Annotated in this window: 17 protein-coding genes and 1 tRNA gene; 9 read left to right on the top strand and 9 right to left on the bottom strand. The window is 63.8% G+C overall.

The genetic code is table 11. The features are described from left to right. Positions 1–25 precede the first annotated feature (25 nt). The 6 genes from RM192_RS06605 to RM192_RS06580 all read right to left on the bottom strand — a co-directional run bounded on the left by RM192_RS06605 (position 26) and on the right by RM192_RS06580 (position 10,300). On the bottom strand, positions 26–1,519 hold the full coding sequence (locus RM192_RS06605; protein ID WP_311506752.1) for a tryptophan halogenase family protein: 1,494 nt from the start codon (positions 1,517–1,519) through the stop codon (positions 26–28). Further along, the gene (locus tag RM192_RS06600) at positions 1,516–3,138 is read right to left on the bottom strand and encodes an alpha-amylase family glycosyl hydrolase (protein ID WP_311506751.1); all 1,623 of its coding nucleotides are present in this window, start codon (positions 3,136–3,138) and stop codon (positions 1,516–1,518) included. Before RM192_RS06600 ends, RM192_RS06605 begins: the two co-directional genes overlap by 4 nt. Then, entirely contained in the window at positions 3,135–4,955 is a 1,821-nt protein-coding gene (locus RM192_RS06595; protein ID WP_311506750.1) for an alpha-amylase family glycosyl hydrolase, read from the bottom strand. The genes RM192_RS06600 and RM192_RS06595 overlap by 4 nt, the downstream gene beginning before the upstream one ends. Continuing rightward, positions 4,952–6,436, bottom strand: a complete 1,485-nt coding sequence (locus tag RM192_RS06590) for a tryptophan halogenase family protein (protein ID WP_311508582.1) — start codon at positions 6,434–6,436, stop codon at positions 4,952–4,954. Before RM192_RS06590 ends, RM192_RS06595 begins: the two co-directional genes overlap by 4 nt. A gap of 146 nt (positions 6,437–6,582) precedes the next feature. Further along, on the bottom strand, positions 6,583–9,384 hold the full coding sequence (locus RM192_RS06585; protein ID WP_311506749.1) for a TonB-dependent receptor: 2,802 nt from the start codon (positions 9,382–9,384) through the stop codon (positions 6,583–6,585). A 223-nt stretch (positions 9,385–9,607) separates the two neighbouring features. Further along, the gene (locus tag RM192_RS06580; RefSeq protein WP_311506748.1) at positions 9,608–10,300 is read right to left on the bottom strand and encodes a DUF6445 family protein; all 693 of its coding nucleotides are present in this window, start codon (positions 10,298–10,300) and stop codon (positions 9,608–9,610) included. Positions 10,301–10,503: 203 nt separating this feature from the next. Between RM192_RS06580 and RM192_RS06575 the strand changes: the two genes are divergently transcribed. From RM192_RS06575 to RM192_RS06560, 4 genes are all read left to right on the top strand, one after another. Next, entirely contained in the window at positions 10,504–12,030 is a 1,527-nt protein-coding gene (locus tag RM192_RS06575) for an MFS transporter (RefSeq protein WP_311506747.1), read from the top strand. Next, positions 12,023–13,408, top strand: a complete 1,386-nt coding sequence (locus RM192_RS06570) for an alpha-amylase family glycosyl hydrolase (RefSeq protein ID WP_311506746.1) — start codon at positions 12,023–12,025, stop codon at positions 13,406–13,408. Before RM192_RS06575 ends, RM192_RS06570 begins: the two co-directional genes overlap by 8 nt. A 22-nt stretch (positions 13,409–13,430) precedes the next feature. Then, positions 13,431–14,753 carry a sugar porter family MFS transporter gene (locus tag RM192_RS06565; RefSeq protein ID WP_311506745.1) on the top strand — a complete coding sequence of 441 codons (1,323 nt, stop codon included), beginning with the start codon at positions 13,431–13,433 and terminating at the stop codon, positions 14,751–14,753. A 103-nt stretch (positions 14,754–14,856) separates the two neighbouring features. After that, positions 14,857–15,477, top strand: a complete 621-nt coding sequence (locus tag RM192_RS06560; protein ID WP_311506744.1) for a 2OG-Fe(II) oxygenase — start codon at positions 14,857–14,859, stop codon at positions 15,475–15,477. Positions 15,478–15,484: 7 nt separating this feature from the next. On the opposite strand, the gene RM192_RS06555 is transcribed toward RM192_RS06560, so the two are convergent. Then, positions 15,485–15,961, bottom strand: a complete 477-nt coding sequence (locus RM192_RS06555; RefSeq protein ID WP_311506743.1) for a PqqD family protein — start codon at positions 15,959–15,961, stop codon at positions 15,485–15,487. A 111-nt stretch (positions 15,962–16,072) separates the two neighbouring features. On the opposite strand from RM192_RS06555, the gene RM192_RS06550 reads away from it, so the two are divergent. Further along, complete coding sequence (locus RM192_RS06550) at positions 16,073–16,912, top strand: hypothetical protein (RefSeq protein WP_311506742.1); 840 nt, start codon at positions 16,073–16,075, stop codon at positions 16,910–16,912. Further along, the gene (locus RM192_RS06545) at positions 16,893–17,963 is read left to right on the top strand and encodes a nucleotidyltransferase family protein (RefSeq protein WP_311506741.1); all 1,071 of its coding nucleotides are present in this window, start codon (positions 16,893–16,895) and stop codon (positions 17,961–17,963) included. Before RM192_RS06550 ends, RM192_RS06545 begins: the two co-directional genes overlap by 20 nt. Here RM192_RS06545 and RM192_RS06540 read toward each other — a convergent pair. Both RM192_RS06540 and RM192_RS06535 read right to left on the bottom strand, forming a co-directional pair. Continuing rightward, a complete protein-coding gene (locus RM192_RS06540; RefSeq protein WP_311506740.1) occupies positions 17,950–18,969 on the bottom strand; it encodes a MauE/DoxX family redox-associated membrane protein in 1,020 nt (339 codons plus the stop codon). The two genes, RM192_RS06545 and RM192_RS06540, sit on opposite strands and share 14 nt — an antisense overlap. A gap of 181 nt (positions 18,970–19,150) precedes the next feature. Beyond that, positions 19,151–19,241, bottom strand: a tRNA-Ser gene (locus tag RM192_RS06535). Positions 19,242–19,316: 75 nt separating this feature from the next. Here RM192_RS06535 and RM192_RS06530 point away from each other — a divergent pair. The 3 genes from RM192_RS06530 to RM192_RS06520 are packed head-to-tail and all read left to right on the top strand — an operon-like array spanning position 19,317 to position 21,668. Continuing rightward, on the top strand, positions 19,317–20,303 hold the full coding sequence (locus RM192_RS06530; protein ID WP_311506739.1) for a peptidylprolyl isomerase: 987 nt from the start codon (positions 19,317–19,319) through the stop codon (positions 20,301–20,303). Beyond that, on the top strand, positions 20,300–20,620 hold the full coding sequence (locus RM192_RS06525) for a DUF1905 domain-containing protein (protein ID WP_311506738.1): 321 nt from the start codon (positions 20,300–20,302) through the stop codon (positions 20,618–20,620). Before RM192_RS06530 ends, RM192_RS06525 begins: the two co-directional genes overlap by 4 nt. Before the next feature lie 10 nt (positions 20,621–20,630). Then, positions 20,631–21,668, top strand: coding sequence for an oxidoreductase (locus tag RM192_RS06520; protein ID WP_311506737.1), 1,038 nt, complete (start codon positions 20,631–20,633; stop codon positions 21,666–21,668). Position 21,669: the final 1 nt, after the last annotated feature.

Genomic DNA, 21,669 nt, shown 5'->3' with positions numbered 1-21,669 from the left:
CGCTTTTGATTCTGCGCCTTGTTGTTCAGGCCCGCGCGATCTCTGCAAAGTTTGCGCAGCAGGCGTCGAGCATCGCGCCGGTTGCGTCAGGATCGCCCGCCAGCGCGTTGGCTGGCAGCGGTTGCAGTTTTTCGTGCGGCGGGAACGTGCCGTATCCCGCGAACAGGCAGTTCCAGCTCATCGCGGAATAGTGTGGCTCTTCATAGGCGGCCGCATTGGCGCCTGCGATATCTTGCTGGGTGAACCAGGCGGTGACCATTGCCTTGAGGCCATCCGACAACGCCTGATTGGTCGCGTTGTCGCGCCAATAGGGCGTGTCGCTACGCTGGTTCATGCGGTAATGCGCGACGATGTAATCGCGGATACCCTCATAGCGCAGTGCCGCCTTGCGGTTGAACGCGTCGCGGTGCCCCGCGGTAAATCCGCCGCTTTCGTAGGCGCGGACGAACTCAAGCGCGGTTGCGATGACGATATGCAGTGCGGTGGCTTCGAGCGGCTCGATAAAGCCCTGCGACAGTCCAGCCGCGAGGCAGTTGCGGCTCCAGCTGTCCTCTACCCTGCCGACTTTCATCTGCAGGAACCGCGCCGGCTGCTCGCTGCCCTCCATACCGATCGCGGCGCGCAACTCTGCCTCGGCCTCATCGTCGGAGATGTATTTCGACGAATAGACGTAGCCATTGCCGATCCGGGTTGTCAGCGGGATCGACCAGCGCCACCCGGCCCGCATCGCGATGCTGTCCGTCTGCGCGAGCGGCGCCCTGTCATGGGCCGTGGGCATGACCACGGCGCGGTCATTGAACAGGTTTTCGCCGAATGTGCGGAATGGCACACCGAGCGCCTGCTGGATCAGCACGGCGCGAAAGCCCGAACAATCAACGAAGATGTCGCCCCCGATGCGTTCGCCGCCCTCGCACAGGAGCGCGGCTATATCGCCGTTGGCTGCGCGTTCGACGCTGGCCACCTTGCGCGGCAGGTGCGTCACGCCATGGGCGCAGGCATGACGTTGCAGGAAGGCACCCAGCTTGTAGGCGTCGAAATGGTAACCGTAGCTCGGGCCAAACGGGAAATTGGGTGAGGCGTGCGGCCCCTTTCCTTCCGCTGCAAGACGGCTTGCGAGGAACCATGGGTCCGGATGGGCAGGCACCACAAACCCTCGCCGGGCTAGCGAGGCGTTGAGGAAAAAGCCGGGTTCGCTGTGGAGGTCGGTCGGCCCGGGAAAGGGATGGAAATAGCTCTCGAAACCGGGCCGTTCACTCCACCCGCTGAACCGGATGCCGAGCTTGTAGGTGGCATCGCAGGCGGGCATCCAATCCGCTTCGGCAATGCCGAGGTGATCGAACAGGGCTTTGAGCTGCGGGGTTGAGCCCTCGCCCACGCCAATGATGCCGATGTCGGGGCTTTCGACCACGGTGACCTTGCCGCCGCGCGCGCCCCATTCCTGGTGGATCAGGCAGGCGGTGATCCAGCCTGCGCTCCCGCCGCCGAGGACGACGACGTGCGGGGGCGCACCCTGCGTCACAGTATCACTACAAGCGCGCCGAAGGGGGGAAGCTTTTGCGCAGTTGCTCCGCCGACCGCCATGACCACTTCTCCCGCTGCATCGCCGGGGGCGAGGGTAACTGACTTTGCGCCGATGTTGAACAGACAGCGCAAGCTTTCACCGGGCGCCACGCGGTCGATCACCAGCAGATCGCCGTCCACGCGGCAATTGGCAACATCGCCAATGGCCAGAGCCGGATGAGCCTTGCGCAGGGCGATGACTTTCCGGGTATGGGCGAGCAACGATTTCGGGTCTGCCTCCTGCACATCGGCAGCACGGGCATGATTGGCATCACCGAACGGCAGCCAGGGTACGGTCGAGCCGAACCCTGCATCGGCGGCGGCGGCTTTCCACGGCATAGGCGTGCGCGCACCATCGCGCGACAGGGTAAGCGGCCAGTTGGCGATCGCTTCGGGATCCTGCAACTGTTCGAACGGAATATCGACCTGTTCCAGGCCCAGTTCCTCGCCCTGATAGACGATGGCATTGCCTCGCAGGCACATCAGCAGCAGTGCCTTCATCCGGGCGAATGCACCGCGATGCTGCGGCTGGGTCCAGCGCGATATCGCGCGCGGTGCATCGTGGTTCTCGAACGCCCAACTCGGCCAGCCGATGCCCGGCGCTGCGGGCCATGCGGCCAGCGCTGCGCGGACAAGGCCGGGCGTCAGGCGGTCGGCATAGAGGAAGTCGAAGCCATAGGCGGAATTGAGACGCCCCTCGCCTGCGGTGAACAGTTTCATCTCGCGCTCGGCATCGTCACCGCCGACTTCGGCGACGGTGAATGTCGCGTCGTATTCATCGGTCAGCGTGCGGATGCGTTCGATGAACAGCGGGATATCTGCGTGCGACTGGTTGTATTGCTTGAGCTGAAAATCGAACGGGCGCGTGCGCATCTGATCGGTGGGGGGTGCGGGCGGATTGTTGCGCAGCATGGGATCGTGCATGGCGAAGTTCAGCGCGTCGATGCGGAAGCCATCGACGCCGCGCTCCAGCCAGAATTCCGCGACGCCAAGAAGCGCGTCCTGCACTGCCGGATTGTGGCAATTGAGCTGCGGCTGGCTATCGAGGAAGTTGTGCATGTAATACTGCCTGCGCCGCGCATCCCAGCGCCATGCAGGACCGCCGAACACCGACTGCCAGTTCGACGGGGGCGAGCCATCGGGCTTGGGATCGGCCCATACATACCAGTCGGCCTTGGGATTATCGCGCGACGAGCGGCTTTCCATGAACCAGGGATGCTCGTCCGAGGTGTGCGAATAGACCTGATCGATCAGCACGCGCAGGCCGAGGGAATGGGCGCGGGCGACAAGCGCGTCGAAATCGATGAGCGTCCCGAAGATCGGGTCGACGTCGCAATAGTCGGCAACGTCGTAGCCGAAGTCCTTCATCGGCGAGGTGAAGAACGGCGAAATCCAGATGGCATCGGCACCGAGCCGCGCGACGTGATCGAGGCGCAGCGTGATACCGGGAAGATCACCAATGCCGTCGCCATTGGCGTCCATGAAACTGCGCGGATAGATCTGGTAGATCACCGCGCCGCGCCACCATGGGTGGTGCGCGATAGCGCTCGTCGGGGCGAGCGTGGTCTGGGTTGTCATGGCTTGAGGCTTTCTTTGGCACGGCAGACCATCCAGCCGAACGCAGGGAGCGTGACGCGCACACTGCCCGGTGCAGAGACGGCTGCAGGACACTGGCCGGACAGGCTTTCAAGCCTGCCTGCGGCGGTGCCGATGGTGCTGTTCTGGTCGATCGGATGGTCGGCGGTATTGAAGGCGATGAAGTATTCGGTGCCGCTGACAGGATCGAAGCGCGAGATCGCGAACAGGCCCGGCGTTTGCGCGTAATCGCGCACGATCTGGTGCCCGGAGGCGAGTGCGGGATGAGCGCGGCGGATGGCGGAAAGGCCAGCAATCGTGCGGAACAGCGGGTGGTTCTCGTCAAAATTGCTTGCCGCCGTGGTGGCGCTGGTGCCGATCAGGGCGTTGTCGTTGTAAGACGCGACTTTCGAGGGGAACATGTCCTCCCGCGAGGCCTGATCGCCGCCATCGCCCACGAAGCCCTGCTCGTCACCGGAATAGATCACCGGCGCGCCGCGCAGGGTGAGCAGCATGGCGTGGCCGAGCGTGACGCGGGCGAGGAGTTCGGCGTTGGCGATGCCGGGACGGTCTTCCTTCACCAAGGTAGAGAACCGGCCCATGTCGTGATTGCCAAGGAACGTCGGCAACGAACGTGCCGCTGCCTCGCCGCCTTCATAAAGCACGTCGCCGTCGAACAGTTCAGCGAGCAGCACGGTGCCTTTGCCCTTGCCCAGAACCTCGCGCATGGTGGCCTGAAACGAGAAGTCGAGCACGGCGGGCAAGGCATCGCGCCGGGTATATTGCGCGATGTATCCGCTGTCAGGAGAACTGCGGTAAACTTCAGCAAACAAAGCAAAATTGGGCATGCCTTGCGCCTTTGCCGCTTGCCTGATCGCGGGGACGAACGCCTGCCAGAAACCGGGATCGACGTGGCGCGCGGTGTCGATGCGGTATCCGTCGATCTTGTAGCGGTCGACCCAGTGCTTGTAGATTTCGATCATGCCGTCGCGCACGCGGGGATGTTCGGTAAACAGGTCGTCCAGCCCGGAGAAATCGCCGAAGCGCGCATCCTCGCCAGTGAAAGTGGAGTCACCGCGATTGTGGTAAAAGATCGGGTCGTTGAGCCATGCCGGGGTTTTGGCGTTGCGCTCGCCTTGCGGGACATAGGGTGTGTAGGCGGATGATGGATCGGTCAGCTTGGCAAAGTTGGCCTCGCTGCTGTCCTGATCCCCGGCAAAGCCCGGATTGATTGACGCGCCACCCAGCCCGCCTTTGCGCGAATAGGGATAGTCGGCGCGCGAGCGGTAGGCGTATTTGGCCGCGTCGCCTTCACGATAACGGATCACGTCGGCGGTGTGGTTGGTGATGATGTCCATGTAGACCTTCATCCCCAGCGCATGCGCGGCGGTTACCAAACCTGCGAAATCAGCCTCGGTGCCGAGGTGCGGATCAGGCCGGGTAAAGTCGGTCACCCAGTAGCCGTGATAGCCTGCGCTTTCGTGACCCACAGGTCCCTGCACCGGCTTGTTCCTGAAGATCGGCGCGACCCAGATCGCGGTGATCCCGAGCTTCTGGAGATAGGGCAGCCGCGCCTTCAACCCCTTGAGATCGCCGCCGTGATAGAAGCCCTTGTCCGCAGGATCGAAGCCGGTGACGAGACGGTCGCCGTTCAGGCCGCCCATGTCGTTCCTGGGGTCGGCGTTCTCGAAACGGTCGGGCAGGACGAAGTAGATCACTTCGTCTGATGCCGCACGGGAGCGGTAATCGGGCGCGGGCTGAGCCGCTACGGGCACGGCGCCGAGCAGCGCGGCGCAAAGCGTTGCCGTGATCCGTTTCATGCCGTAGCCCCGCGCACCATCTGTTCGACCACTTCGATATGGCGTGGCATCTGGCGCACTTCCTCGACCAGTTCCGCCTCGGTCAGGCCAAGCAGATCGCGCAAGGCCTCTTCGGTCAGCGCATCGGCAATCGGGTTGTAACCGCGCGCTTCGACGCCCTGCCCCGCCAGCACCTGGAACCAGCCCACTTCGGTGAACAGTTCCTCGTGCTCGCGGTGGATGAAGCCCGAGGCCTGCCATTGCGCCAGCTTGGCGGTAAGCGTCCCGGGCAATTCCATGGCGCGCATCGCATCCCAGAACGGCTCGCCGACACGCTGGTTGGCCCAGTAGTGCAGGACGATGAAATCGCGGGTGCGGGTCCATTCGAACGCGGCTTGCGCGTTGAAATGATCAACCATCGCCGGATCGGATTTGCCCGCCGGAAGCATCGACAGGAAGCGGCTGATGGCGCTCTGGACCAGATGGATGCTGGTCGATTCCAGCGGTTCCATGAACCCCGCTGCAAGCCCGATGGCGATGCAATTTCGGTTCCAGTGCTTGCGCCGCATGCCGGTGGTGAAGCGCAGCTGGCGCGGATCGGCGAGCGGTTTACCGTCGAGATTGGCGAGCAGGGTTGCCGCCGCCTCGTCGTCGGAAATCATTGCGCTGGAATAGACGTGGCCGTTGCCGATGCGGTGCTGCAGGGGGATGCGCCACTGCCAGCCGCATTTGCGCGCGGTCGAGCGCGTGTAGGGCGTGAAATCGCCGCCGCTGGCGCAGGGCACGGCCAGTGCACGGTCGCACGGGAGATAGTGTGTCCAGTCATCGAAACCGGTTTCGAGTGCGCCTTCGATCAGCAGGCCGCGAAAGCCGGTGCAGTCGATGAAGAAGTCGCCTTCAATCCGGCGTTCACCATCGAGGACCAACGCGGCAATATCGCCGCCCTCGCCGTCGCGCTCGACCGACTGGATCAGGCCTTCGTGCCGCACGACGCCGCGTGCCTCGGCATAGCGGCGCAAGTAGGCGGCATAAAGGCCCGCATCGAAATGATAGGCATAGGCCAGTTCCGGCGATTGCGGGGTGCGGCGTCCGAGCTGCATCCGCATCGTGCGGGCGGCCAGTTCGTTGAGCGAATAGCGCTGAAGCGGCGCGGCAAAGCCCAACTGCTTTGCGCGCAGCCAGTAATGCTGAAACGGCAGCAAGCCAACCGGGCGTCCGATGGAGCCGAAGGCGTGCATGTAGGTGTGGCCTTCGGCCTGCCAGCCTGCAAACTCGATGCCGAGCTTGAAGGTGCCCTTGGTCTCGCGCAGGAACTCCGCCTCGTCCAACCCCAGCGCGGCGTTGAACAGGTGGATCTGCGGAATCGTGGCTTCGCCGACACCGATGGTGCCGATGTCCTCGCTCTCAACCAGATCGATGCGGGTGCCCGGAGGCGCGAAACGGGAGAGCGCGGCGGCGGTCATCCAGCCGGCGGTCCCGCCACCGGCTATGACGAAACGCATGCCGCCGTGTTCTGAATTGCGCACAAACCTCTCCCGCCAGTTTGCGGTATCGTTGCCCGAGCCGGGGACCGGATCAAGCCTTGCGTTCCTGCCCCAAAACAGAGCGGCGGACCGGGGGGAACCGGCCCGCCGCCAGGGAGGGAACCTTAGAAGCGGTAGGAAACACCCAGCAAGTAGGTGCGGCCATAGCGCTCGTAATCGATGACATGAGTCTTGTCGTTGTCAGCGTAGTTGATGAACGGCTCGTCCGTCAGGTTCAGTGCCTGAACCGTGAGCGACAGACCATTCAGGCTGCTGTTCTCGCCGAAACGATAGCCGATCTGGGCATCGAAGATCGATTCAGGGAACGTCTGGCGGAAATCGCGGCTGGCCGAGATGCCGATGAATTCAGCCAAGTAGCTCGACCGGTAGCGGTGGCTGACGCGCGCTTCGAAGCCTGATTTTTCGAAGTAGACAGTCGAGTTGACGACCCACTTGGACAGGCCCGGCACGGTTGCTGTAAAGCTGTTGCCGGTTTGGCGATCGGTGATCGTCAGTTCGCTGCTGGTGTACGAGACGCTGGTCTGGACACCGAAGCCTTCAAGCGCCGGGATCACCGAGCGGAAGGGCAACGCCAGACTGGCTTCGAACCCGTAGATGTGACCCTTGGCGGTGTTGTCCGGCCCGGAAACGAAACCAACCGTGTTGCTGCCGGTAGCAAGGAATGCTGCCTGCTGCGCCGCATTGAGGCTTGGCACGAGGTAGGCGAAGTCGCGGGTCACCGAGGCGTTCGGATTCACGAAGTCATTGAGCTTCTTGTAGTAGCTCGCCAGCGAGAAGTAGCCTTCGCCGCCGAAGTACCATTCGTAGCTCAGGTCCACGCCATCCGACAGGTAAGGACGCAGGCGCGGGTTGCCGCCACTGCCGCTGAAGATCGTGTTGAGCGGAAGCAGGGGCGAGTTCGAGATCGACGCATTCTGCGAGGCGTTGAGCTGGTCCATGCGCGGACGGGCCAGCGTGCGCGCAGCGCCGAAGCGCAGCTTCATCTGGTCATTGAGCGCAAGGTTGAGGCTCAGGCTTGGCAGGACGTGGCTGTAGTTGTCGCCATCGCTCACCGGCGTCTTCACGCTGCCCACACCGCCGGGCGAGTTGAAGCCGTTCGACGACTGATCGGTGAACACCACCTGGACGCCGATGTTGCCGGTCAGTTCCATCGAACCGACCATGGACTTGAGATCGGCGCGAGCGTAGCCGGTGTAGACCTTTTCCTTGACGGTCCAGTCACCCGGGAACGGCAGGCTCGAGCTTTCGACACTGGTCTTGATGTACGTGCCGTTGTTTAGCAGCACGAACGGATCGTAAGCGACTTGCGGACCAATTCCGAGGAACGACAACGCATCAACCGTGCCGAGCAGCGCATCCTGCGGGATCGGCAGGCGCGTGGTGGCGCCCTGTGCGACGTAGGCCGAAGGGCCCTTGAGACTCAGGAAGTTCTGCGTGATGTCGCGCGACTTGGTGCGATCAGCGTAGGAGACGCCTGCCACGAGCCGGTCGATGAAGCCGCTTTCGATCTTGCCGACGGCCTCAAGCTTGCCCGACCACAGTTCGTCCTTGGTCCTGGTGTCGTTGATGAAGCCGGCCTGGACGATGTTGCCACCCCAGCCGCGCGGATCGGTCAGCTGGATGAGGTTGGTGTCGCCATAGTTGATCTGGTTTGTGAACGAGAACGGGAAGCCGTTGCCGCTGCGCGTGGCGATTACCGTATCGGACGGGGCTGCGGCGTTTGCGGCATAGCTGAGGCCCGAATAGCTCTCGATCTGTTGCAGGCGGCGGTCCGATTTCGAGTAGGCGATGTCGGCCGTGAGGATGACGTCGTCATTCTCGTACTTCGTATTCCAGCCCGCAGCGAACGTGGTCGTGTCCTTGCGGTCGAAGTCGTTGCGGACCACCGGCTGCACACCCTTGAAGGTGACCGAATCCGGGAAGCTGCCGCTCGAGTGCGACGTGATCGTGGTGCCCGCGCCCCAGCCGGGGTTCAGCGGGAATTCGATGCCGCGCTGCGGCTGCTTTTCCTTGTAGTCGGCGTAGAACACGTCGAGCGAGCTGTTCCATTCGGACGACGGCTGCCATTCCAGCGTGCCGAATGCGCCGATGCGATCGAGAAGCACCGACTTGGCGAAAGGCTTCATACCGCCCAGCACGGTGTAACCGGCATCGCCGGGATAGCCCCAGGCGCGGAAACGTTCGACCTGGCTCGGGCTCGACTGATACGACAGGCCGAGCGCGAGACCGAGGGTGTCGTCGGCGAACTGGTCGACATAGGTGCCGGTGGCGCGATAGCCGTAGCCGCGCACGTCGGGGTTGAGCGAGCCACCCTCGTTGATTTCGGCGCGGGCCGAAAGAGCGACGATGCGCTTCTTCTTCGACAGCGGACGGATCGTGCGCAGATCGACGGTGCCGGCAAGGCCTTGGCCGATCAGGCCGGCGTAGGGCGTCTTGTAGACGACGCCCTGATCGATCAGTTCCGAGGGATACTGGTCGTACTCGACGGCGCGGTTATCGCCCGACGAGACGACTTCGCGGCCATTGAGGAGCGATGTGGAGTAGTCGGGGCCAAGGCCGCGGACAGATAGGCTCTGGGCGCGGCCGTCGATGCGCTGGACGGCGAGACCAGGCAGGCGGCCAAGCGTTTCGGCGATCGACACATCGGGCAGCTTGCCGATGTCTTCAGCCGAGAATGCTTCGGCAATGCCAACCTGCACCTTCTTGAGGTTAACCGAGTTCTGCAGCGACTGACGGAAGCCGGTAACGACGATGCCCTGCTCTTCGGCTGGCGCTTCGGGAGCGGCCTGATCGGCGGCGGTTGCTGCGGCGTCCTGCGCCTGTGCGACAGCAGGCAGGCTCACAGCCAGGGCGATGCCCAGAGCCGCGAAACTGATTCCGCCGGTAAATTGCTTGCGATATGCCATCGAAGTGCCCTCCAAACGCCAGACGCCGCCCACGGGGGCGACCGGCTGATCCTGTCCCTGCTGAAACGCGCCGGAAGCGTTGCCCGGCTGTTCGTTGCGAGGCCCTGATATTCCTCGGCGAGGGCATGCAGCTAGATGGTATACGTATACCATGCAGGAACAGGCACATGGGCGTGATGCTTGGGCCACAGTGCAAAGTATTGAGAAAAAGCTGATTTTTCGCTCAGGCGAGAAACAGATTGAGCGTCAGCCTGCCGGTCTGCGGGTTCGCGTCCGGCACGTATCCAGCTGGAATATCTGCGCAGTGAAGCGCGTGGCCGCGATAGATCACCATGCGGTTGAACAGGCCGGAGACGCGGAATGTGCGCTCGAAATGCGCCGAGTCTCCGCCGATGTAGCCGCTATTCGGCAATCCGAGCGCGGCAACCTCGGCTTCCAGAACGCGGCGGTAGTGCTCAAAACGCGCGGCATCTACACTTTCAAAGCCGGTGTCACGCTGGCGATAGAAGCCCGTGCCGGTGGATTCGGCGGCGTCGAGATAGAGCAGTACCGCCAGCCGCTCTGCTTCAAGCCCGTCAAAATGGGGAAAGCGCTGGATCGGCTGCAAGCGTTCGGATGGCGTGGTCAGCAGGCTGAGGTAGCATTCGAGGAATCGCGGCGGGAGGGCGAGGCCAAATGTCACCTCCAGCTCTGGCAAAAGAGGCCGCACCAGCTCCATGGCTATACGCTCAGACACGGCAGCGCGCAGGCCCGGATAGAACGGTCCGATGGCGGTAAAGTCATGCTGCGCAGCAATGGCCACGACCCTATGCGGATCGTCGAGCGCAGAATCGACCACGACAATCGGTTGCTGCTCAGTCCCGAACCAGTCGGTGTGGATCTGCGCAGCGGGCGAAAGGGAGAGTGGTCCGGACATGCCAGTAGTGTCTAGCGAGCGGCGCGCGTCGTGCGAAGCCCCACGAATCCGGTCTTGTGCCGGAATCCCGCAAAACCGGGCCTTCTGGGCAAAATGCAAACGTTTGGTATTCGTATACGTGTTGTTTGGCTGGCCTGTTCCTGTCAGCGTTTGACCATCGGAAATCCCGCCAATCAAGCGCGGGCGACGGGACAGGACGCACCATGGAAAAGCCGCGCCAGAGCTTCTTCGGCCTCTGGAACATCAGCTTCGGGTTCTTCGGCATCCAGATCGGCTTCGCGCTGCAGAACGCGAACATGAGCCGCGTCTTCCAGACGCTGGGCGCGAGCATGGACGACCTGCCCGCGCTGTGGGTCGCTGCGCCACTCACGGGGCTGATCGTGCAGCCAATCATCGGTCATATGTCGGACCGCACATGGTCGCGGCTTGGACGGCGGCGACCCTACTTCCTGACTGGCGCATTGCTCGCGGCGCTGGCGCTGTTCGTGATGCCTCTGGCGCCGGGCATGGGCGCAGCGCTGGTCTTCGCCTCGGCGATGTTATGGCTGCTCGACGCCTCGCTCAATGTCTCGATGGAGCCGTTCCGCGCCTTCGTGGGCGACATGTTGCGCACCGACCAGCACTCGGCGGGATATGCGGTTCAGACGGCTTTCATCGGCGCGGGCGCGGTGGTCGGTTCGATCTTTCCCTGGTTGCTCGAACACCTTGGCGTTGCCAACCTCGCCACGCCCGGCGCTCTGCCCGACACGGTGCGTTGGAGCTTTCAGGCAGGCGGCGTGGCGCTGCTCGTTGCGGTGGTGTGGACGGTGGTGACCACGCGCGAATACAGCCCTGCCGAACAGGCAGCTTTTGCCGATGCCGACGAAACGCCAGTTGACGTGCCGGTGCGTGCGCTGGCGGCCAAGTCATTCGGATCGAGCGCGATGTGGGCCGTGCTGGGTCTCATCGTAATCGCCCTTGTCGAAGGGTTCGCGCTCGAAAAGGAAGTCTACCTGCTTGGCGGACTGCTGGTGCTTTACGGCGCGCTCAGCGCCATCGCCATCTCGCTTGCACGCAAGGGCAAGACCAGCGGGATGCTTGCCAGCATCGTCGGCGATTTTGCGGGAATGCCCGAGGTGATGAAGCGGCTGGCGCTGGTGCAGTTCTTCAGCTGGTCGGCGCTGTTCATCATGTGGATCAACACCACCCCGGTCGTCACGCAATACGTTTTCGGCAGCAGCGATGCCGCCAGCGCCGCCTATAACGAAGGCGCGAACTGGGTGAATGTGCTGTTCACTGTCTACAATGGCGTGGCCGCTGTCGCCGCACTGTTCCTGCTGCCATTCCTGTCGCGCAAGCTCGGGCAAGTTCTGACCCATTCGCTGTGCCTGTGCATCGGCGCGGCGGGGTTCCTCGGCTTTTTCGTGCTGCGTGATCCGCAAGCGCTGCTGCTGTGCGAAATTGGCATCGGCGTGGCCTGGGCCTCGATCCTTGCGATGCCTTATGCGATCCTCGCCTCCAACCTGCCGCAGGCCAAGCTTGGCATCTACATGGGGTTGTTCAACGTCTTCGTCGTGATCCCGCAGCTGCTGGTGGCGACGGTGATGGGCACCTTGATGAAAGCCTTTTTCCCGGGCGAGCCGGTGTGGACGATGCTGTTCGCCGCCGCCGCCTGGATCATCGCCGCGCTCGCCATGTTGCGGGTTTCGGCGTCCCTTCCCGCGCACCGCACGGAGCCTTCCCATGCTTAAGACCCTGCTTCCCGCTTTTGCCGCAACTTGGGCCCTCGCCGCCCCGGTGCAGGCCGCCGACGATCCGTGGGCGCCCAAGCCCTATGTCGAACAGCCCCACGCAGACTGGACGAAGAACGCAGTCCTCTACCAGATCAATACCCGCCAGTTCACGCCCGAGGGCACCTTCCGCGCGGCGCAGGCGCAGTTGCCGCGCCTGAGGAAGCTTGGCGTCGATATTCTCTGGCTCATGCCGATCCACCCGATCGGCAAGGAGAACCGCAAGGGATCGCTGGGATCGCCCTATTCGGTGCAGGATTATTACGCGGTCAATCCCGAGTTCGGCACCGAGGCCGATCTCAAGAGCTTCGTCGATGCCGCGCACGCGCAGGGCTTCCATGTGATCCTCGATCTGGTTGCCAATCACACCGCGTGGGACAACCAGATGGCGAAACAGCACCCCGATTGGTACGAAAAGGACTGGAAAGGCGCCTTCCGCCCAACGCCGTGGTGGGACTGGTCCGACGTGATCGACCTTGACTGGTCCAAACCGGGCGTGCGCGCCCACGTGGGCAAGGCGATGGAATACTGGGTCCGCGAAGTGGGGATCGACGGCTACCGTGCCGATGTGGCCGGATACGTCCCGCTCGATTTCTGGGAAACCGAACGCGCACGCCTCGAAAAGATCCGCCCGGTGTTCATGCTGGCCGAATGGAAAAGCTCGGAACTGACGCGCCGCGCGTTCGATGCGGTCTATTCGTGGGACTGGCACGTGACGATCAAGCAGATCGCCAAGGGCGAGGCCGATGCCACGGCGCTTTACGGCTATTACGCCGAGAACGAGAGCGCCTGGCCCAAGGAAGCGATGCGCCTGACCTACATCGAGAACCATGACAGCAACGCATGGGAGGGCACCACGGGTGAAAACTTCGGCCCCGCCCTGCCCGCCTTCGTCGCGCTTTCGTTCACTGGCGAGGGTCTGTCGATGATCCACAACGGGCAGGAAGCCTGCAACGAGAAGCGCCTCGCCTTTTTCGAGAAGGACGCGATTGATTGGTCGCAAGGCACCAAGTGCGCGATGGGCACGCTGCTGCATGACCTCATCGCCTTCCGCAAAACCAATCCCGCGCTCGGCAATGCGCAGTGGGGGGCGCGGATGAACAAGGTCGAGAACGACAAGCCCAAGCAATTGTTCGCATGGGTGCGCCAGAGCGGCGGCAACAAGGTGCTAGGTCTGTTCAACCTTTCGGCGGCACCGGTGACGGCGAAGCTGGCTGACGCTCTGCCTGCTGGCTCCTACACCGAATTCGGCACTGGCAAGAGCGTGACGATCAGCGCGGGCGATACGGTGACGCTGCCCGCCTGGGGCTATCGCCTGCTGGCGCGCGGCAGCAACTGAACGAGAGCCGGGGGGCATGGGGATGACGGGAAAAAGCGGTAGCTGGGCACTGATCGCGGCGCTGGCCGGGTTTCTGTTCGGGTTCGACACGGCGGTTATCTCGGGCGCGGAACAGGCCGTGCAGAAAGTCTGGAACATGTCCGATGCTCTGCACGGCCTGGCGATTTCGTCGGCGCTATGGGGCACAGTGATCGGCGCGCTGATGGGTGGCTGGCCCTCGGACCGCTGGGGGCGCCGCCCGACGCTGATCGCGATTGGCGTATTCTATGCAATTTCCGCACTCGGCTCGGCTCTTGCGTGGGACCCGGCATCGTTCATTGTGTTCCGTGTGCTCGGAGGCCTTGCCATCGGCGTCAGCTCGGTCACTGCGCCTGCCTACATCGCAGAAATCGCCCCCCGCGAGCAGCGCGGGCGGCTTGTCGCGCTGTTCCAGACGATGATCGTGCTCGGGATTCTCGTCGCGTTCCTGAGCAACTTCCTGCTGGGCAACATCGGCGAGGACGGCTGGCGCTGGATGCTCGGCGTCGTCGCGGTGCCCTCGTTCGCCTATCTGGCAGCAACGCTGCGCATCCCGGAAAGCCCGCGCTGGCTCTATTGCCACGCCGGGCGCGAGGCCGAGGCGCGGGCGATCCTGCAGCAGATCAATCCTGCCACTGTCGATGAAACCCTCTCCGCCATCGCCGCCGAAGCCGCCGAGGATTCACGCACGATCAGCTGGAGCCAGTTTTTCTCGGGCGAATTCCGCCGCCCGATCATGCTCGCATTCCTGATCGCCATGTTCAATCAGGTCTCGGGCATCAATGCGATCATCTATTATGCACCACGCATCTTCGAACTGACCGGCGCAGGCGCGCAGACGGCGCTGCTGGCGACGGTCGGCATCGGGCTGGTCAACATGGTATTCACGCTGGCCGGGCTGATGCTGATCGACCGCGCGGGCCGCAAATTCCTGATGTATATCGGCAGCGCGGGCTACATCGTCTCGCTCGGCATGACCGCATGGGGCTTTGCCAGCGGCCAGTTCGCACTTGTCCTGCCCTTCATCTTCGCCTTCATCGCGGCGCACGCCATCGGCCAGGGTGCAGTGATCTGGGTCTATATCAGCGAGATCTTCCCGAGCGTGGCGCGCGCCAAGGGACAGTCATTGGGTGCAGGCACCCACTGGGTCTTCGCCGCAGGATTGACGCTGGTCATGCCGGCGATCCTCGCTCGGGTGGCGCCTGCCGCGATCTTCGCAGGCTTTGCCGCGATGATGGTCCTGCAACTGATCTGGGTGCGCGTCGCCATGATCGAAACGCGCGGCCGCAGCCTCGAGGACGTCGCGCGCGAACTGACCCGGCGCTAGGGTCAGGACCTAGGCACGGCCATCAAGGCGGACGTCCTCTACCATTTCCTTTTGCACTCGCTTGGCGCTTGTGACTGCCTTCGCTGCAGCATAGGCTTTACCCATGCCAGACACCGGTACAGCACCGCCTGCTCGCTTCTTCCCGCATGCGGTGATTGAAAATTTCCTCGACCCGGCGCTGGTCCAGCGTTTGCTCGGTCATGTCGCGGCCAATCAGGACAGGTTCACGCCCACAACCGTCCGCCAGACGGACGGAACGCGGGTCGATCCGGCCTCACGCATTTCGCTGGGACTGGAAGATCTGGGCGATTGTCTTGAACCGATGTTGCAGCACCTTCATGCCGCCGAGCCCATGTTGCGTGAGCGGATCGGCATGGGTGCCTACAAACTACAGGACATCGAGCTGCAAATCGCCGCGCACAATGACGGCGGATTTTTCTGCCGCCATGGCGACAGCTACAAGGGCTGGGGCATCGACCGGGTGATCAGCGGCGTGTACTATTTTCATCGCCAGCCCTGCGGCTTCAGTGGCGGCACGCTCAGGCTCTATCCACTCACCGGTGACGGATACGAAGAGGTCGCGCCCACGCACAACAGCCTCGTGGCTTTCCCGTCTTTCGTCCAGCACGAGGTTATGCCGGTCGCCTGCCCGTCGGGCACGTTCATGGATTCGCGTTTTGCGGTAAATTGCTGGTTTCGCAAGGAGCCGAAACCGGCGGTCTGATCGCGTTTTAAGGCGCGCATACCCCCGATCTATTGCAATTCACCGAACTGGCGCACGACGTTTGCGTGATGCAGTTACCCGGCGAGGAACAGCCGCAACTGGCCGCCTGAGCGGGCGTCGGCACCACGATCATCGAGACGATCGGCACTGCAGCCGCAGCCATGCCGAGCGCTTTCATCATGTCTCGGCGGCTGTGGGAAACGGGCGGCGTGACCTGTTCCTGCAAGAGATCGCAGCGCGAAAGCATGTCGAGCGCGCGCCAGACCGCATCTTCCGAAACCAGATCGCCGGGCAACTGGGCCTGCAGCTTTGCAACAAGCCCGCGAAACGAAGTCTTGCCATCGCAGGCGCGCCACACGGCAGCGGCGAACAGATTGAGGGTGATCGCCTCATCCTTGTTCAGGTCATAGACCAGCACTTCGCCGTCCATATCACGCACGACGAGTTCATCGGCACGCGCAAATGGTCTGATCTCAGCTTCCATGTCGGCAGCCCTCCGTTCGCCAAGAGGATGTATTAAAGACCCATGAAAGGCAAGCACAGCCGACTGAAAAAGAACGTTGAACAGCACGGCATTCTGTATCACGACTTGGCCATGCAGCCTGACCCCAGCATGTCCGCCGAGCTTGCTGGCGCGGATACCATCTTTTTTGTGGGCTACGGCGCGCGCATTGGCGTGCGTTTTGTCGATTCTGACCTCGGCGCACAGCTTGCAGCGCGTCCATCGCCCGGCACGCGACTGGCGGCACCGGGAAAGGTGGACCGTACGCTGTCAGTCTTTCACAGCAGCGATCGCTATTGGATTTACGGCGACGCTGAAATGAAATGCCAGCCCGAACGGCTGGTCGACCTGCTCGACGCCTTCGACACGCATTTGCGCGCCACATTCGCCGAGTTTTCCCGGCGGAAGCTGTTCATCCACGCCGGCGTGGTCGGCTTGTACGGCAAGGCAATCATCTTTCCCGGCAAGTCTCTTGCGGGCAAGACGACGCTGGTTGCCGAACTGGTGAAGGCCGGAGCCACATACTTTTCCGACGAATATGCCGTGCTGGATGATCAAGGCCGGGCACATCCATTCGCCAAGCCGTTGTCGCTGCGCCCATCGCGCACAGAGCGCCAGCGCGAAACGCCGGTCGAAGCGCTGGGCGGCGTGGCCGCGCGCAAGGCCATGCCCGTCGGACTGGTGGTGCTGACCCGCTACTCCCACGGCGCAGACTGGGCGCCGCAGACGCTATCCACTGCCGAGGGCGCGCTGGCGATCATGGCCAATACCATCGCGGCACGGCGCTGGCCTTCGCTGGCAGTGTCGGTCATCGGCGCGGTGGCAGACCGGGCGCGCTTTATCCGCTCTGACCGGGGCGAGGCACGCGGGCTGATCGGCAAGATCGTGGCTGCCATGCAAGGAACGGAAGAGCGTGCAGACCTTGCCAGATGACGCCATGCTGGTGGCCCGTGTCCTGTCAGGGGCTTGGCGCGCCTCACCCCCGCCCTGCGACCTCACGCCAGCGCAGATCGACCGGGTGACGCCATTGCTCACCATGTCTGGCGGCACGGCGCTGGGCTGGTGGCGACTCAAGGGCACGCCCCTTGCGCCCCATGCGGAAACGCTGCGCGGCTCGGCACAGTTGCTGGCGCTGGAAGAAATGGCGAAGGACGCGGCGCTGTCGGAACTGTGCAGCTTGCTCAACGGTGCGGGAGTCGTGCCCTTGCTGTTCAAGGGCTGGGCGGCGGCGCGCAGTTATCCCGAGGGCTGGCTCCGCCCCTACGGGGATTTTGACCTTGTGGTGCGCGAATGCGATTTCGCAAACGCACACGCAGCGCTGGCCAAGGCTGCAACGAGATTCCACGGCAATGACTTTGCCATGCCATTCGGGCCACGCAGACACTGTAGCGTCGATTTGCATGGACGGCTCGACGCCTTCTACGACGCCGACGTCGAGATACTGTTCTCCCGCGCGCATGTGGTGAGCCTGCCCAAGGGCACCCTGCTGGCACCATCGCCAGAGGATCACTTGCGGCTGTGCGCCATTCACATGTTCCGGCACGGCGCGTGGCGGCCGCTGTGGTTGTGCGATGTCGCGGCGATGAGCGAAGCGGCCGGCCCCGATTTCGACTGGGACAGTTGCTTGGGGAAAAGGCCCGCCACGGCCGCGTGGACCGCCGCTGCCGTGATGCTGGCGCAACGGTTGCTCGGCGCACGCAGCGAACACCTGCCGCTCCGGGTGCGCAATCAATGCGTGCCCGATTGGCTTGAAGAAACAGTGCTGCGTTACTGGAGCTACCCCCATGCCGGACAGATCAACATGTCCGGCGATGTAAGCTTTCGTGATCCCTTGGCCAAGCTGCGCTGGCATTGGCCGGACGCGATCAAGGCAACGATTTGGAGCGGCGGATTGCCCGCACCGGGATCGCGCCTGCCGTGGAAGCTACGGCGTTGCGCTGCGACGATGGGACAAGCGGTGCAGCGCAAGTTCAGGCGGGCTTGATGCCGGCGATCGTGGCAGCAACCACAGTGCGCCGCACCAATGCGCGAATGGCTGCTGCGCCCTGTGCCGCAGCGCTGCCGATGCGGCCGTCGGGATTGACCAGCACCGCGCAAGGCGTGCCCCAGCAGGCATAGGCCTGCGCCAGTTCACCCCTGACTTGCAGCAGGGCATCGTGCTCGACAGCCGCCATGCCGTCGCTGATCCGCACGATGTCGACCAAGCCGGCATGGCTGCTCTGCCAGCGGTCGACCTCGTCCGCCATTGCCACACAGGGCGGGCAATCGGGCTTGACGAACAGCAGGATCACGCGGCGCCCAGGTGCCAGCAATTGTTCGAGCGTGACGAAAGCGCCGCGGGTGTCGCTCAGCCCGAATGACGGCGCCAGCGAGCCCTCTGGCAAACCGCGGCTGTCCCCCGGCAGTTCCCGAACGGTTGCCCCGGCGGCGGTCCCCGGTTGAATGCGCGACAGACTGTGGAGGATCCGCATTTGCGCCGCCGCAATCAGCAGGAGCAGCAGGAGAGCCAGCACCGCGCCCACTACGGCCAAGGCGGCGAGCGGGGAAACGCCGAAATAGCGGTCCAGCCGCCAGATCGCGGCGGCCCCCGGCCCTGCCGCCACGACCACCATCGCCATGCCCGTCAAGACCGCGTTGCGCAGCAACGTTGCAGGTCCGATCGGAGCCGAGCCGATCTGGCCAAAACAGTTGCAATCGGGATGGCGGCCCTTTGCCAGGTTGAGCGCGATGGCACCCGTAAACAGCGTCAGCAGCGCAGCCGCCGCCAATGCTCCGCCAAAAGCGGCAGGCGGCACCACCAGCGCGGTGGCAACCGCCAGTTCCGCCAATGGCAAGGCCAAAGCCATGACGCCGAGCAATCCGCGCCGCAAGCCGAACCCGGCAAGCATCTCGCGAGTCCGGTCCGTATCCGCCAGCTTGGTCAACCCCGCCAAGGCAAAAACCGCCGCGAGAACGAGACGGCAGACCAGCGCTGCAACAAACACGATCATTTCTACGCGCCGCTCCCGTCGTCACCATACCAGCCTAACACGGTCCCCGCAGCACAGTGCCAAGTTTCAGGCACCTAATCGATAGCGCAATGGAAACTCGCTAGCGCATAACACGAACTGCCTCGCAAAGCCGCACGGTCGACGTGGACTTCAACAATTCGCCTGCGATGAAAAAGGCAGTTGGCGGAGCGGGAGGGATTCGAACCCTCGATGAGCTTTTGGCCCATACTCACTTTCCAGGCGAGCGCCTTCGACCACTCGGCCACCGCTCCGCATTGCTCTGGAGCGGTGCCCCTAGCGGCACGTGAGCGCTTTCGCAAGGCGTCGGTTCCTGCAATGATGGACAAATGTCATTGCTTGCCTTGCTCGCCGCGCTCGCGGCCTCGCCTGCCCCCGCCGTGGTCCTTTCGCCGGGCGAGATTATCGCCGCTGCGCCTGCGGCCGACTGGTCGCGCGTTCCCGCTGAGGACCTGCTGGTCATGGACCTTGCGCCCGACGCCGCCGGACGGCCGCGCCGGGTGGTGCTGCAACTCATGCCCGAGCCGTTCTCGCAAGGCTGGACAGGCAATGTTCGCACGCTGGCGGCGGCGCACTGGTGGGATGGCACGTCGGTCTACAGGGTGCAGGACAACTGGGTTTCGCAGTGGGGCGATGCCGATGGCGAAGACAAGGCAAAGGCCAAGCCGCTGCCGCCGGGGCTCGCTGCCGTGCCGCAGAGCGCCTACGTGGTGCATCCAGAAGGACCCGAAAAGAGTGCCAGCCACGAGGAACTCGATACCTGGCTCGCCACCATGGAAGGCACACACGCGGCGTGGCACGCGCTGACGCACAGCAAGCTGGCGATCAAGGACGCCGACCCCTATGCCGACGAGACGTTCTTCTATCGCGGCTGGCCACTCGGCGCATCCCGCAAGGGGCCAAGCGCTTGGCCGCTCCATTGCTATGGCAGCATTGGCGTGGCACGCGACACGCCGCCTGATACCGGCACCGGCGCCGAGCTTTATGCGGTGATCGGCCATGCGCCGCGCCAGCTTGACCGCAACCTCGCCGTCGTCGGGCGCGTGATCGACGGCATGGCGCATCTTTCCTCGCTGCCGCGCGGGCCAGCGCCGATGGGCGTCTATGCCAATCCTGCAGAGCGCACGCCGATCGTCTCGGTCCATCCCGCAAGCGAAGTGCCGGACCTTCCGGCCTACGAATATCTTTCGACCGAAAGCCCATCGTTCCACCGCTATGCCGAGGCCAGCGCCAATCACCGTGAAGCATTCTACGTGCAACCTGCGGGCGGGATCGACATCTGCAACGTGAAAGTCCCGGTGCGCCGCGCAAAATGACCGATGTGGAACACGAACTGACTGCCACGCTTTGGCGCTGGAGCGTGGGAGAAAAGGGCGGCGACTGGTTCTTCGTCACCGTGAACGGCGAAATTGGCGAGGCGCTTTCTGCCACTGCGTTGATGCACAGGCTGGAAACCGGCCGCCCCGCCGGGTGGGGCGCGGTCAAGGTCGAGGCCAACGTCGGCGATACCTGCTGGCGCACTTCGGCGTTTCCGAGCAAGGAGCGCGGCTGGATGGTTCCGGTCAAGGCGGCGGTACGCAAGGCCGAAGGCCTGATCGAAGGCGAGCCGTTCACATTGACGCTGTCATTCTGAGGAGCCTGTATTGCCTGCCCCACACAACGTCGCGCTTATCGGTTATGGCTATGCCGGAAAGACATTTCACGCGCCGCTGATCGAGGCAGCGGATGGTCTGGCGCTGGCCGCAGTCGTTTCGCGCGATGCCGCCAAGGTCCACGCCGACCTGCCCGGCATGCGGGTCGAACCCGATCTCGCCGCCGTGCTGGCCGATCCTTCAATCGCCCTGGTGGTGATTGCCACGCCGAACGACAGCCACGCACCGCTCGCCCATGCCGCCATCGAGGCTGGCAAGGCCGTGGTTGTGGACAAGCCCTTGGCGCTTACGCTGGCGGAGGCACGCGAGATCGTCGCCCATGCCAAGGCGCGCGGCGTACTGCTCTCGATATTTCACAACCGCCGGTGGGACGGCGATTTCCTGTCCATCCGCCATGCCATCGCACAGGGTACTATTGGCGAGGTTGCGCATTTCGAGAGCCACTTCGATCGCTTCCGCCCGGTCGTGCGCGACCGTTGGCGCGAGAAGCCCGGTCCCGGCAGCGGCGTGTGGGCAGACTTGGGGCCGCATCTGGTCGATCAGGCGCTGTGCCTGTTCGGTAGCCCAACGCGCGTGATCGCCAGCCTTGGAGCGTTGCGCGACGGTGCGACGACCGATGACTGGGCACATGTGGTGCTGGAATACCCGCGCCTGCGCTGCGTGCTCAACGCCGGCATGCTGGTGGCAGGCGGATCGCCGCGTTTCATCGTCCATGGCAGCGGCGGGAGCCTGATCAAGCATGGCCTCGATCCGCAAGAGGCGCAATTGGTGCGCGGCATCAGGCCCGGCGATGCAGGCTGGGCGGACGATCCGCAGCCGATGGATTTCTACAACGTGGAAGGCGCGCCTAGCCCGGTTCCGCTGCAGGGCGGGGACTACCCGCAGTTCTATACGAAAATGGCTGCGGCGCTGGACGGCGGCGATGTTCCGGTGCGGCCGCAAGAGGCACTGTTTGTGATGGCAGTCGTCGAAGCCGCCGCCCTTGCCGCTTCAACCGGGCAAGCCCAGACGGTTGCGACCATCGGCTAGG

The sequence above is a fragment of the Novosphingobium sp. MMS21-SN21R genome, assembly GCF_031846015.1.
Lineage (GTDB): Bacteria > Pseudomonadota > Alphaproteobacteria > Sphingomonadales > Sphingomonadaceae > Novosphingobium.
The sequence above is the reverse complement of the archived record's forward strand: the minus strand, read 5'-3'. Positions and strand labels throughout refer to the sequence as shown.

Coding starts and splice junctions, on each gene's coding strand:
- RM192_RS06590 (WP_311508582.1), bottom strand. CDS start 6,436: ATGCGTTTCGTCATAGCCGGTGGCGGGACCGCCGGCTGGATGACCGCC.
- RM192_RS06575 (WP_311506747.1), top strand. CDS start 10,504: ATGGAAAAGCCGCGCCAGAGCTTCTTCGGCCTCTGGAACATCAGCTTC.
- RM192_RS06555 (WP_311506743.1), bottom strand. CDS start 15,961: ATGGAAGCTGAGATCAGACCATTTGCGCGTGCCGATGAACTCGTCGTG.
- RM192_RS06595 (WP_311506750.1), bottom strand. CDS start 4,955: ATGAAACGGATCACGGCAACGCTTTGCGCCGCGCTGCTCGGCGCCGTG.
- RM192_RS06525 (WP_311506738.1), top strand. CDS start 20,300: ATGACCGATGTGGAACACGAACTGACTGCCACGCTTTGGCGCTGGAGC.
- RM192_RS06565 (WP_311506745.1), top strand. CDS start 13,431: ATGACGGGAAAAAGCGGTAGCTGGGCACTGATCGCGGCGCTGGCCGGG.
- RM192_RS06585 (WP_311506749.1), bottom strand. CDS start 9,384: ATGGCATATCGCAAGCAATTTACCGGCGGAATCAGTTTCGCGGCTCTG.
- RM192_RS06600 (WP_311506751.1), bottom strand. CDS start 3,138: ATGACAACCCAGACCACGCTCGCCCCGACGAGCGCTATCGCGCACCAC.
- RM192_RS06570 (WP_311506746.1), top strand. CDS start 12,023: ATGCTTAAGACCCTGCTTCCCGCTTTTGCCGCAACTTGGGCCCTCGCC.
- RM192_RS06550 (WP_311506742.1), top strand. CDS start 16,073: ATGCAGCCTGACCCCAGCATGTCCGCCGAGCTTGCTGGCGCGGATACC.
- RM192_RS06580 (WP_311506748.1), bottom strand. CDS start 10,300: ATGTCCGGACCACTCTCCCTTTCGCCCGCTGCGCAGATCCACACCGAC.
- RM192_RS06530 (WP_311506739.1), top strand. CDS start 19,317: ATGTCATTGCTTGCCTTGCTCGCCGCGCTCGCGGCCTCGCCTGCCCCC.
- RM192_RS06540 (WP_311506740.1), bottom strand. CDS start 18,969: ATGATCGTGTTTGTTGCAGCGCTGGTCTGCCGTCTCGTTCTCGCGGCG.
- RM192_RS06560 (WP_311506744.1), top strand. CDS start 14,857: ATGCCAGACACCGGTACAGCACCGCCTGCTCGCTTCTTCCCGCATGCG.